This window comes from Streptomyces sp. NPDC048424 (genome assembly GCF_040651555.1).
Classification (GTDB): domain Bacteria; phylum Actinomycetota; class Actinomycetes; order Streptomycetales; family Streptomycetaceae; genus Streptomyces.
Map to the genome: position 1 here is coordinate 1 of NZ_JBEZKE010000065.1, position 11,904 is coordinate 11,904.

The following is an 11,904-nucleotide window of genomic DNA, read 5'->3' on the forward strand; positions in this document are numbered from 1 at the left end:
CCTGCAAAGCGAGTTACGCCGGTTCGATTCCGGTCACGGCTTCTGAATGCCTGATCAGGCAAAACGAATGGGCGGCACCCCACACGGGGTGCCGCCCATTTGGCTGTTCGTCTCAGTTCCCGTCTCAGTTGGCCGGTACGAGAACCCCGGCGGCGCCGTCGTCGCCCTCGTCCGGCCGGTCCGCCGCGGCCTTCCAGATCAGCCCGTCCACCTGCCTCGCGATGTCCGTCCGGACCGCGTCCACCATGTGCTGGTACCGAGCGGCCATGGCGGTGGTCGACCACCCCATGAGCCCCATGACGGCGCGCTCGGGAACCCCGAGGATCAACAGCACCGTCGCGGCCGTGTGCCGGGCGTCGTGCAGGCGGCCGTCCCGGACGTTCGCCTCGGCCAGCAGATCCTTCCACTCGGCCCAGTCCCGGCGGTGGGACGGACTGCGGCCGTGTTCGTCGGGGAACACCAGCCGGTTCTCCTGCCACCGCTTGGCCGCCGCCCGCTCCTTCTCCTGTGCCTTCAGATGGTCACGAAGCAGGTCGACGAGCTGGTCGGGCAGACCGACAGCGCGGCGGCCCGCGCGGGACTTCGTGGTGGACAGCTCCGGGTTCGTGCGCCGCCGCTGCGGGCAGTAGCCGGCCGCCTTCCGCCCGCACGGTTCGGCGCACCCGTGGGCGTACTGCGGCCGGTGGCGGCTACGGCGGACCACGAGGAACCCGCCCTCCAGGTCGACGTCATCCCAGGTCAGTCCCAGCACCTCCCCCTGCCGCAGCCCGAGGGCGAGGGCAACCGCCCACCGCGCCGAGTTGCGTTGCCTCTCAGCGGCGCTCAGCAGCCGCTGCACTTCCTGCACGCTGTAGGGCTCCACCTCGTAGTCCCCCGTTTTCGGAGCCTTGGCCAACTGGACCGGGTTCTTGCCAAGATGCCCGCGTCGAACCGCTTCGTTGAGGGCGGTGCGGAAGGTCCGGTGCACCTGATGCGCGGTGGCCGACTTACTACCGTTGGCCTGCATCTTGGCGTAGAACGTCTCAATGTGTTCGGGCTTGAGCCTGTCGAGCCGGTGTGCGCCCAGACCGGGGACCAGGTGCTTTCTCACGGCAACGCGGTACCCGACCATGGTGTTGTCGTTGACCGCCAGGGGTGCCACGTTCTCCACCCAGTGCGTCAGCCACGTCCTGACCGTCCACGCCTTTCCCGGCTTCCGCACGGTCTTCGCGTCGCGCTGCTTCTCCAGCTCCCGGACAGCAGCGGTCACCTCGGCGCGGGTCTTGCGTTCGACGTGGCGTCGGTCCGGCGTGCCGTCGTCACGGATGCCAACAGTCACGCGGCCGTGCCATTTGCCGTCGCTGCCCTGATAGATGGAACTGCGGCCGTTGGGCTGTCGAGTGCGCTTCTTCTCCTCCGCCACAGGCGGGCTCCTTCGGTTCGGAAGGGTGGAAACGGCCGGAGCGCTGCCCGCAGTGGGACAGCGCTCCGGTGGTGCATAGGTCAGACGGCCTGCCGCTCAGCGCGGCGACGGGCGAGGTACGCGGCCGGCGCATCGGCGGGGACCCGCCTCAGCCCGCCGACCAACAGCGATTCCAGCTCTCCGCTGCCGATGAGGGCGAAGCAGGTAGTCCGCCCGACACGGAGGCAGCGTGCGGCCTCTTCGACGGTCAGGAGAACCGGGGCGAGGTCGTTATCCCGGGCGGTTCTGGCGTCGTTCAGGTAAGTGATGCTCACGTGGGCACTCCTGTGGGGCAGTCCTTCGGGCCTGTACCGGGGATGCGCGTTGTGTCCGAGGCTGGGATTTCTGCGTCACCGCGTCGCCTGTGTCATTTGCCGGTCTGACCTGCGAATTTCGGTGACGCGGTAGGTCAGTCGTGTGTCACCGGCCTGCGTCACCGTCACCAGGCCCAGGCAGGCCGGTGACGCGAGTGACGCGTGATGACGTAGCCGTTGACCGTCTGCGTCACCGGTGTGGCCGCAGGTCACGGGCCGTCTGTATCCCGGTAGTGACGCGGGTGACGCAGTGTCTCTTCTCTTAGGAAAAAGAGAAGGGGTGTCTGTTGTTGTGCGGTGCGTCTCAGAACGCGAATGGGGAGCCGCTGCGCGGCACGTCCATTGCAGCGGCGGCGAGCCGCCGGAAGAACAAGAGGAGCACGCCCTGGCGGGGCCGGGTGCTCCTCTTGCTCATAGGCATCTGGTTCCCGGGGCGCCGGTTAGAACATCGGGTCCGGCTGCTGCGCCGCCGGGGCGGCGGGTCGGGTCATCTCGATGTAGCGGGCGGTTTTGGTGCGGCCCCAGTCGACGAGGACGCCGCGTGCGGCGAGGGTGGGCTGGAGCCGCTTGAGGCGGTCGGAGAAGACCTTGCCGGTGGTGGGCCAGCCCTTGGGCAGGGGCCGGCAGTCCTCCCCGGCGTAGAGCTGGGTGAGGGCGTGCAGCCACTCGGTGGAGGTCATCCGGACTTCCACCCCGGGGTCGGCGCCGGCGGCGTGCTTGAGGACGGTCTGTGCGAGGAGGTCTCCCTCGATCACGTCGTCGTTGAGGTCGTCGAGGCTGGCCCGGTAGGCGTTCAGCGTGCCGAGGCCGTTGGCTGCGTCGAGCTGGGCGCAGAGGTGGGCGAAGTCGGCCATGCGCAGGTCGGTGGGGATGTCGGCCTCAGTGGCCCGCACCTTCACGGTGAGGTCCAGCAGCGAGCCGAGGATGACGGGGAGTACCTGCGCGTACTCCGCCCACAGCTCAGCTTCGGTACGCCGTACCCGGGGGCGCTCCAGACGCAGCGGAAGGAGCCGTTCGGCGAGGTCGGGGCGGATGACGCCGACGTCGATGCCGGTCAGAAGGAGGGGGCGGCGGTAGCGGGAGCGGACGACGTCTCCGTCGGTGAACAGGGCTCGCTTGATGCTTTCGGCGCCGGTGACGATGCAGCACATCAGGTCGGAGAGGTCCGGGGGCAGGTGGGAGAGGTTGTCCAGGGCGGTGACCCATCCGGCGGCGACGGCCGTGATCAGGTTCTCCTCGTCCTTCGGGGCGCGGCGCAGGTCACCGCTCATGCCCTCGATGATCCGCACCAGCATCCGCCCACCGGTGGACTTACCGGCGCCCTGGGGGCCGGTGAGGAACGGGGCCGGGACCGGCACGGACGGCTCCAGGCAGCCGATCAGCCACGCGATGGCCAGGCACTCGCTCTCGGCGTTCGCGAAGTTGCACAGCCTCAGCAGCAGGTCGATGCCCTTGCCGTCGGTGTCCTTCTCAGGCAGCGGGAGTTCGCCGGTGAGCTGGGTGCGGCGCCAGCAGACCTCTTGCGGGTCGGGGGTGAGGATGTCCCAGCCGGTGGGGTGGATGCGGATGGACTGGCCGTCGTCGCGGCCGAGGTCGAGCCAGGTCGCTCCGTCGTATCCGGGGGCGACGCGGATGTGGGTGGGCTGGACGTCCTGACTGAGCGCGAGTGCTTCGATCAAGTCCAACGCCTCCTTGAGTGACGTGCCGTTGAACACGCCGAGTCCGTCGTTGAAGAGTCCGACCATGAGTTCTTGGCGGTGGCTGCCAGTCGTGCCCTGGGAGCGGATCGGGCGGGCCACGGGGTGGCCGTTGCGCTGCGCGTACACGGTGCCGTCGGGGGTGCGGAAGTACCGGAAGTGGGCTTGGGCGTAGTCGGTGATGATCTTGCGTGCCGGGTTCTTCTCGTCCTCGGGCATCGCTACATCCCCAGCTTGGTGCGGGCGTTGGTCCAGGCGATCTCGCAGTGCCGCAGGGACTCGCCCTTGGCCTGCGCGGCGGTGAACAGTCGGCCGACGTGGTTCTCGGTGAGGCAGCCGCACCATCCGTGCGCGGAGAGAACGGCGAGGAACGTCCGGTACACGGTCTTGTGGATGGCGTCCGGTGCTTCGGTGATGCGCTGCTCCGCCATGGCGATACCGCGCTCCAGATAGGCGGGTGAGCGGTGCCGGCACACCGCGTCCCCGGCCGGGGCGGGCACGGTGACGGCGCACGGTGCGGGCCTGACCTCGGTGGGCTCCTTGACGGCGAGCGAGCGGACGACGTCGGGCAGGAGCTGCATGCGGCCGGTCCCAGGGCCAAGCCAGCGGACGTAGGACATCACGGACTTGATGTCGACGCCGGGCCGGACGTTGTTGGGGGAGGTCATGGTGCCGAGGTAGATCCAGTGCTCCCCGCGCGTCGTCGACACGGTCTTGGTAGCGGGAAGGGTCTCGCGAGCCCACACGATGGCGTCGGCATCGTCGAGATCGACGACGGTGAGCGCGGCGCCACCGGGGTGGTAGGCGACGGCCTGTGCCTGCCGCCAGGCCCTTGCCCACGCGGGTGAGGTGAGGATGTCCGGGTCGGTGGTGGCGGCGCCCCACCCGTGGCACGGAGCCGGGCACTCGCACGGGCCGGCGGCCTTCATGTTCTGGCGGTCCCCGCATGCGGAGCGGGTGCAGGCGCGGCAGTTCCCAAAGGGCAGCTTCCCCTCTCGCAACGGCAGTACGGGCAAGCCCAGCTCGGCGAGCTGGAGCGCGGTCCGCAGGTGGGCCGGTAAGGCCGCACGCTCGTGGTCTCGCGGGATGTCGGTGGTGTGGGTCATGCTGGTGTCTCCAGTTCTTCGAGTGTTCTGGATGAGAGCGGCCCCAGTCATTGGCGTGAGGGGGGCCGCTCTTGGCATGTCGGGCGGGTGATGCGGAATCCCAACCGTTGGCTGGTCAGGGAGGAGTGGGCACCCTCTGGCCGGGCGTGCATGGAGGGGGTTTTGGGGGTCTGTCCTGCGGCGCCTCCCTGCCTCCCTGGCAGATCATTTGTGCAGGTCAAGCACAGGGAGGCGGGTCAGGGAGGGGTTCAGGGAGTTCTCCCTGCCTCCCTGACGTGTGAGGGGTCGGCTCCCTCTAGTCGACGGCGGAAGCGGAACCCTCGTCGAGGCGGTTGGTGACGGCGCGGGCTACTCGGTCGCGGCCGATGACCATGCGGCCGTCGGACTTGTACGGCTCCGCGCCGGTGCCGTCGAGGACGCGCTTGAGGTCGATGAACGACCACCGCCCGTATGCCTTGCCGTTCAGCGCGGCGAGCCGCTTCAGCACCTCTTGCGTGAGGACGCGGGTCTCGGTGCCGAGGACGGTGAGGATGTCCGCGAGCGGGTCGTGCCCCTCCACGTCCGGGACGGTGTGCGCGGTGACGACGCCGTTGCGCAGGGCCTTGGCGCGGTCGGCGATGGTGCCGGCGGTGTCGGTGTCGATGTAGTGCGTGCGCACGGTGATGGATGCCTGCCCGGCCGCGATGGTGATGCCGTCGGAGGCGACCACGACGGTGCCCTTGTCGAGGCCCTGCCGCAGTAGGTGGGGAGCGGCGCCTCCGTCGACTGCCTTGTCTCCGAGGGCCATGCGGGCTTGGGATTCGGTGCCGAGGGCGAGGGATACGCGGGTGTGGGCGCCCTCTCGGACGAGCTTGGGCAGGTTCTGGTCGGTGGGGTCCTGGGTGCCCTCCCAAAGGATCACGTCCACGGCCCGCCCCTGGTTGTGGATCTTCCGCGCGGCCATGAAGTACCGGGAGGTGGCCTTCGACCCGCCGTAGGGCCGCTTGTCCGCGCCGACGGCCGGGCACATGAACGCCACCTGCGCCTCATCCACGACCAGAACCAGCGGCGGGAAGACCGTGCCGGGCGGGGCTTGGATGCGGCGTTCCATCTCCACGACACCGGCCTCCAGCATTTCGGTGGCATCGATGACATGGTCGTCCGTCGGCCCCTGAATCAGGGTGGTGGCGAGCCCGTCGAACATGTCCCAGTCCCCGACGCCCTTGAGGTCGGCGATCCGGAACTCCACCGTCTTGTCCAAGGCCAGCCACAGGGCCAGCGCCCGCAGCGCGGCAGTCTTGCCCTGGTTGGACAGGCCCGTGATCAGCAGCATGCGCTGATACAGGCTGATCAGTGCTGCGTCGCCGCGCAGGTCCTGACCCCACGGCGCCTTCCCGGTCTTGTAGTTCGCGGTCGTCGTCTCGTCCGTGACCAGCGGGGACGGGCCGATCGGCTCGTCGAGAGCACCGGAATCGGCGATCCACAGCCGCACCGTGCGGGCGGCGGTGGGAAGGGTGATGAACACTTCGTGCTCGTGCCGGGCCAGGTTCTCGGCGAGCTTCCGCCGCCGTCCCTGAACCTCGGCGGTAGAGACACCGGAGGGCAGAGTCACGTCGACCTCGACTCCGCATCCCGCGATCCGGATCGGGCCGAGCATCGCCGCGCCTACGTCGCCCATCTCCTTGATGGCGTTCCGCAGCGGCGCGATACCGAGGTCACGCAGGGCGGTGACAACGACCGACGGAGTGATCGGGGCACCGGCGAGGTCATGCTGCTGGGCGGGGAGCGCCCACGTGGGGGCGGTCTGCTTCTGCCGGCCGACTCCCCACAGGGCCAGTAACGCCAGCCACGGGCCGACCGTGAGGGTCGGCCCCCACACGACCGTGCCGACGTAGACGATCCAGGAGACCGCCTCGATCACGGAGGCCAGTGGGGCGAGGATCCAGGAGGCGTCCTTGTTGGCTATGGCCAGCACGACCCCCAGCAGCAGCAGACCACCAGCCGTGAGGCCGGTGCCGTACGCAGCGCTCTTCACCGCGTCCTGCGGCGCCTTCAACAGATCCATCCGGCGGTGGTGCCGGGCCGCGCGGAAGCGGGTGAGGCGGTCCTCCCACTCCTTGGCCTCCTCGAAGTTCCCTCCGGCTTCAGCCGCACGGATCATCCGCTCGTAGCGGGATCCGGTCCGCCCGTCCCACGCCCGCTTCGCCGTGATCCGGGTACCGCCGATGACGTACAGGCCGTGGCGGGCCACCAGCCGCGCCGCCGTACGGGTCCGCTCGCTGGTGACGGCCGTGCGCAGGCCGCGTGCGGAGCGCTTCCACACCCGCACCGGCCGGACCGCCTCCGGGGCGATGGTGTGCGGGGTGCCGGGCAGTGTGTGGGTGCCGGTGGTGGGGTCTTTGAAGAGGGGGACGACGTTGTCGGTCATGCTGAGAACTCCTGCTCTCGCTGACAAGCGGGTGGGTAGGGCCCGGGGCGGCCTGATTCCTTGGCCGGGACGGCCGCCCCGGGGCACAGCTACTTGGTCTTGAGGTTCTTGGCCCTGGCCTTGCGGGCGGCCTTCTCGGCCGCAGCCTGGTCGGCGGCCTGCTGCTGCTCGCGTTCGCGGGCGCCGTCGATGATCCGATCGACCTTCTTCTGCAGGTCGCCGAGGTGGACGTTCTCCCCGGCGATACCGCGCTTGGCCATCCGGGCCGTGTACCAGCCGATCTTCGTGATCTCGCGAGCGGTGAACTTCGGGTCCTTCGCCATCACAGAACTCCTCGAATAGCTGGGGATGTCCGGGCTTTGGGGTCAGCCGCGCTTGCGGCGTGCCTTGCGCACGTTCTTCACGGCCGCCGCACCTTCCGGGCTGCCGACCGACTTCACGACGGTGTGAACGCCCCAGCCCAAGACCAGGGCGAGGAACGCCAGGAAGGCGAAACTCGCGGCGATGGAGGTCAGCGCGGCCACCAGCAACGGCCCGAAGTACACGCCGGCCGCGACCGCGCCGGCACCGACCCCGGAGCCGAGCGCGATCCGCTGCACGGTCTTGTCCGGGGCCGCCTGGTGGATGTGCTGGTGCACGACCTGCGGCCCGGCGTAGGTGGCGGGCAGCTGGTCGGGTGTGACGTAGACGTTGCGGCCGTCGGGGAGCTGGACGACCCGGGCGGGTTCGGGCAGGTGGTTCACTGCTGGCTCCCGTCCGTGCAGGTGGGGCGCGGGATGGCGCGGCACTTCTCGGCGTGGGCCTGGGCGCGGGTGTGGACCTCGTTGCTGTCGCCGCTGCTGGTGCCGTGGCCGCAGCCGCGGCAGTCCCAGCTGTGGCCGTAGTCCCGGTTGCGGCGGACGTCCACGGTGGCGTTCGGGTCGGACAGGATCTCGGCGGCACGGGTCAGGTAGCGGGCGACGACGCCCTTGGGCCACGCGTTGGGGCTGGTCACTGGGGGCTCCTTGGGTCAGGTGGCGAGGAAGAGTGCGGCGAGGGTCAGGGCGAGGATGTGCGCGGTCTGGTCGACGTGTGCGGCACCGCCGTGGGCGGCCCAGCCGGTCTGGCGGGCGATCCGCATCCACGCGGCGACGGGCCAGCGCCTGTCGATGAACCCGTGGCTGATGCCGATCCACAGGACCGCAGCCGTGGCGGGCAGGAGGGGGAGCTCCCATCCCAGCGCCACCGATCCGACGGCCAGCAGCAGGGCGCAGATCAGGACGTGGGTGGAGGCGTGCGTGGCGTTGGCGGTCCAGCCGGTGCGGCCGCATCCGGCCTTGTGGGCGGCCTGGTGATCGGTCTGGAACGGGTAGTCGGCCAGCAGATGTCCGACGTAGAGCAGGAACGCGATCTCAGCGAACATGACGGCCCCTTCCGGGCAGGTCAGGCAGCGTGCTGGTCGGTGTCGGGGTAGGCGCAGGGCACACACATGCCGAGCGAGGCCGGGATGACGTATCCGGCGTCGCGGCGGCATGCGGGGCAGGTGCGGCGGGCCGTGTTGGCCTTGGCGAGCGCGGCCGTTTTGGCCGGGGTCATCGGCCGGACCGGCTTGGCACGGTCGACGCGGTACAGGAACGCGGTCAGCGGGCCACGCCGAAAACGCGGCCGCAGCACCTGACCGGCAATGTCCTGACCGCCGGGACGCAGGCCCAAGGCCCGTAACTGCCGGCGGGTTGCCAGCCCTTCCGGGGCGAGCCGCCAGGGGAAGGTGGGTATCCCGTGGACGGCCCCGGCCGGGTCGAAGCAGCGCGCGAAGGTCAGGCTCATCCGGCCACCGCCACGGCGGTGGTGTCCCGCTCACGCTCGGCCTTCAGCGCCTCACGCACGACCCGGGCCTTCGCCGGAGACGTACGCAGAGCCTTGCGGATCCCCTCACCGGTCAACTTCTCGATCGGCCACGACTCCGTCAGGCTCCGCGCCTCCGCCAACAACTCGGCTTCCGTGCGCGTCGGTCGACTCGATCGAGCCGCCTGCGGGACCCGACCAGTCGGCCGACGGGACGGCTGGCTTGCCTCGGGCACCGGGGTGTCCGGGAACCCCAGACTCTTCAGAACACGCTCACGAGCCGCCGCCGGAGGGGTAGGCGCGTCGGCCGCCACCGCGAGCGGTCGGGCCTCGATCGGCTCGACCACCGGGACGAGCTGAGAGTCCATCTCCGCCCCCGGAGCCGTCTCCTCGGCCACCGGTTCGCCCCGGTCAGACATCGACCGATTTGAATCGATCTGAGCCGATTCCTGACTGTTCGGCTCGATCGCCGGCCGGTGGTGGAGAACCTTGGCGACGAGATCGGAGCCAAAGTAGATCGACCCAACCGGCAGCGACGTCGCCAGCAGCACGAGCACCCAGTTCGTGAAGTCCCCATCCGCCAGTCGACTCCAGCCGATCGACTCGGAATGCAGCTCAGGCAGCAGTCCGTGCACGTAGTTCAGGACCAGCGACGCCAGCGTGTACCCGGCCAGCACCCGCAGGGCGAATCGGCGGGCGTCGCCGGTGAGCGTGAGCGCGGCGACCAGGGCCAGGGCCATCAGGCCGTCGACCACGAACGGGTAGAGCATGGCCGCCGTCGCGTCCGCACCGATGGCCTTGGCCACGTCCCGCAGCGCGTTCCACGAGACCCGGAAGGCCATGGCGACCACGACGACGAGGGCCAGGACGAGCGCGGCTTTCGCCTTGCGCTTCATGCCGCGCCGCCCGAGGACGGAAGGTGAGCGGCCCGGTTCTCCAGCGCGGTCCGGGCGGCGAGCACCTGCCGGCGGGCCCGCCGGAGCCGCTGCTCGTCCACCTCGGTGGGCGTCCGGTCCAGCGTCATGATCTGCGCGTCGAGCAGGTCACGTTCCGCCAGGATCAGCGGCAGCTCGATCTCGATCGCTTCCAGCTCCGCATCCGTCGGCTCAAGGCCGTCGGACCACGGGGTAACGAGGTACTGAAGTGCAGCGATGGACTTCATGGGTCTTGCTCCTTCGAGAGAGGAACGGGACTCAGCAGCCCCCGGCGTTCCCGCGCCGGGGCTGCACTGCGTTGGGGATAAAGCAGGAAGGGCTCCGGCTCCCCTCAACCCCACCCGTTCGAGACGGGCGGGGGAGGCAACCGGCCGCGCCACGAGCGGCGCGGAGGGGCTGAGCAGTACGCATGTCTCCTTCAGGTCTGGGACCTGGCGTAGGCGTATGGAGACGTGACCTTTCGGTCTAAGCCCTCCGGTTAATGACCAGGCGCCGGGTTCACCTCGGCCCGCTCTGTCCCGGGCCCCTTGACCTCGAACGGCCCATGACTGAGGGCACATTGAGGTCCCGCCCCCTCCATCCGGCGAACCGTCCGGCGGGGACATCCCTAAGGTTCCCTAGGGTTCCCTGCGGTGTCAAGCGGTAAGCTAGGGAACCCCAGGGAAGTCGTCGCGGAGGAGCGGACAACATGGCAGGCCAGGCCGACAATCGGGCGCCTTACGCGAGGATTGCCGCCCACTACTCGGAGCTGATCACGTCCGGTCAGCTGCAGCCGGGGACCCTCTTGCCGAGCATCAAGAACATGTCGGAAGAGTGGAAAGTGAGCACGGCGACAGCGGAGAAGGCGCTGCGCAAGCTGCGCAACGAGGGGCTTGTCCGTGGCATCCACGGCATCGGAACCGAAGTGCTGGACCAGCCAGCCCCCATGTCGTCGGGGTCCCAGCGACAGGATCGGGGACGCCGTACCGGGTCCAGCTGGGGGGCAGGCGAGCGGTCCGACTCGCACCAGGCGGCGGTGGTGCCCGCGCCCGAGGACGTGGCGCAAGCCCTGGACATCCAGCCTGGTTCAGACGTGGTTCGGCGTAGCCGTGTGTACCGCGACCGACACGGCATCGTCGCTCACAGCACGTCGTGGATCCCGGCTCGCTACGGGAAGCTGATCCCCCAGCTCGCGGAGAGCGAGCGGCTGACGGGGGGCACGTCGCTTCAGCTCATTGCCCAGGTGACGGGCCACCCGATCAGCCACCGTGTCGACACCGCTTCAGCCCGCCCGCTGACGCCAGAGTACGTACAGCTCTTGGAACTGGACCCCGACAACCCGCCGACCGACCCGGTAGTCGTGATGACGGCCAAGTTCGTGGACAGCGAGGGCAACGTCGTTGAGTACGGTGTGGACCTCGGGGGCCCGGGCCGGACATGGCGAACAGAATCAGAGGTGACCGCGTGACGGTCTGCGTCCTGATGGTCGGCCTTCCCGGCTCCGGCAAGACGACCCTCTCCCGCGCTCTCACCGCTCGCGGCTTCGTACGGCTATGCCCAGACGAAGAGATGTTCCGCCGGCACGGCGTCTACGGGGTGGACTTCCCCCGAGGCGTCTTCCCCACCCTTGAGCGCCCCGTGCTCGAAGACGTGGCTGCCGACCTGCGGGAGCAACTCAAAGCCGGACATGATGTCGTTGTAGATCACGGCTTCTGGACGCCTGCGGACCGGACGAAATGGCGCTCGATCGCTACGGATGCCGGCGCAACGTCCGTACTCGTTTACCTTGCCACTAGCCATGAGGAACTGTGGGCGAGGATCAGTAAGCGGAACGAGTTCCACGCGAACGATCCCAACTCGATCTACTTCTCCGAAAGCGATCTACAGCGGTACCGCACGAGGTTCGTCCCCCCAGCAGCAGACGAACCACATGTGTTGTACGAAGGCGATCCGGCCGCCGTGATCGCAGCTCTGGACGACCTTCGATCCTGACGCCAGCGGGGATGGAAGCGCAGGTCAACTGGACGGTCCTCCGTCTCAGTTTCCGTCTCATTCAACCCCGTCCGGAGCCGTTCACAACGGTCCACACCCCGGGCGGGGGTACGGAGGTGAACGGGGTTGAACGACAACGGCTCGCCCGCCGACCAGCGTGGACAAACCTGCAAAGCGAGTTACGCCGGTTCGATTCCGGTCACGGCTTC

Annotated in this window: 14 protein-coding genes; 2 read left to right on the forward strand and 12 right to left on the reverse strand. The window is 69.2% G+C overall.

The window, feature by feature from the left end:
* Positions 1 to 124 precede the first annotated feature (124 nt).
* The 12 genes from AB0D29_RS38165 to AB0D29_RS38220 all read right to left on the reverse strand — a co-directional run bounded on the left by AB0D29_RS38165 (position 125) and on the right by AB0D29_RS38220 (position 9,951).
* Positions 125 to 1,402, reverse strand: coding sequence for a site-specific integrase (locus AB0D29_RS38165; RefSeq protein ID WP_362860438.1), 1,278 nt, complete (start codon positions 1,400 to 1,402; stop codon positions 125 to 127).
* An 80-nt stretch (positions 1,403 to 1,482) separates the two neighbouring features.
* The gene (locus tag AB0D29_RS38170; protein ID WP_362860439.1) at positions 1,483 to 1,716 is read right to left on the reverse strand and encodes an excisionase family DNA-binding protein; all 234 of its coding nucleotides are present in this window, start codon (positions 1,714 to 1,716) and stop codon (positions 1,483 to 1,485) included.
* 479 nt (positions 1,717 to 2,195) lie between these two features.
* Complete coding sequence (locus tag AB0D29_RS38175; protein WP_362860440.1) at positions 2,196 to 3,671, reverse strand: ATP-binding protein; 1,476 nt, start codon at positions 3,669 to 3,671, stop codon at positions 2,196 to 2,198.
* Positions 3,672 to 3,673: 2 nt separating this feature from the next.
* On the reverse strand, positions 3,674 to 4,558 hold the full coding sequence (locus tag AB0D29_RS38180; protein WP_362860441.1) for a bifunctional DNA primase/polymerase: 885 nt from the start codon (positions 4,556 to 4,558) through the stop codon (positions 3,674 to 3,676).
* A gap of 295 nt (positions 4,559 to 4,853) precedes the next feature.
* A complete protein-coding gene (locus AB0D29_RS38185) occupies positions 4,854 to 6,965 on the reverse strand; it encodes an ATP-binding protein (RefSeq protein ID WP_362860442.1) in 2,112 nt (703 codons plus the stop codon).
* Between the two features lie 89 nt (positions 6,966 to 7,054).
* A complete protein-coding gene (locus AB0D29_RS38190; protein ID WP_362860443.1) occupies positions 7,055 to 7,288 on the reverse strand; it encodes a DUF6257 family protein in 234 nt (77 codons plus the stop codon).
* Positions 7,289 to 7,330: 42 nt separating this feature from the next.
* Entirely contained in the window at positions 7,331 to 7,708 is a 378-nt protein-coding gene (locus tag AB0D29_RS38195; RefSeq protein ID WP_362860444.1) for a DUF6251 family protein, read from the reverse strand.
* On the reverse strand, positions 7,705 to 7,959 hold the full coding sequence (locus tag AB0D29_RS38200) for a hypothetical protein (protein WP_362860445.1): 255 nt from the start codon (positions 7,957 to 7,959) through the stop codon (positions 7,705 to 7,707). The genes AB0D29_RS38195 and AB0D29_RS38200 overlap by 4 nt, the downstream gene beginning before the upstream one ends.
* 15 nt (positions 7,960 to 7,974) lie before the next feature.
* Positions 7,975 to 8,367: a DUF3307 domain-containing protein gene (locus AB0D29_RS38205; RefSeq protein ID WP_362860446.1), complete on the reverse strand. Its 393-nt coding sequence runs from the start codon at positions 8,365 to 8,367 to the stop codon at positions 7,975 to 7,977.
* Between the two features lie 20 nt (positions 8,368 to 8,387).
* Positions 8,388 to 8,771, reverse strand: coding sequence for an RRQRL motif-containing zinc-binding protein (locus AB0D29_RS38210; protein WP_362860447.1), 384 nt, complete (start codon positions 8,769 to 8,771; stop codon positions 8,388 to 8,390).
* Entirely contained in the window at positions 8,768 to 9,685 is a 918-nt protein-coding gene (locus AB0D29_RS38215) for a DUF2637 domain-containing protein (RefSeq protein WP_362860448.1), read from the reverse strand. Before AB0D29_RS38215 ends, AB0D29_RS38210 begins: the two co-directional genes overlap by 4 nt.
* Positions 9,682 to 9,951 carry a DUF6284 family protein gene (locus AB0D29_RS38220; RefSeq protein ID WP_362860449.1) on the reverse strand — a complete coding sequence of 90 codons (270 nt, stop codon included), beginning with the start codon at positions 9,949 to 9,951 and terminating at the stop codon, positions 9,682 to 9,684. The genes AB0D29_RS38215 and AB0D29_RS38220 overlap by 4 nt, the downstream gene beginning before the upstream one ends.
* Before the next feature lie 461 nt (positions 9,952 to 10,412).
* On the opposite strand from AB0D29_RS38220, the gene AB0D29_RS38225 reads away from it, so the two are divergent.
* Positions 10,413 to 11,171 carry a GntR family transcriptional regulator gene (locus tag AB0D29_RS38225; protein WP_362860450.1) on the forward strand — a complete coding sequence of 253 codons (759 nt, stop codon included), beginning with the start codon at positions 10,413 to 10,415 and terminating at the stop codon, positions 11,169 to 11,171.
* Positions 11,168 to 11,695: an ATP-binding protein gene (locus AB0D29_RS38230; RefSeq protein WP_362860451.1), complete on the forward strand. Its 528-nt coding sequence runs from the start codon at positions 11,168 to 11,170 to the stop codon at positions 11,693 to 11,695. The genes AB0D29_RS38225 and AB0D29_RS38230 overlap by 4 nt, the downstream gene beginning before the upstream one ends.
* Positions 11,696 to 11,904: the final 209 nt, after the last annotated feature.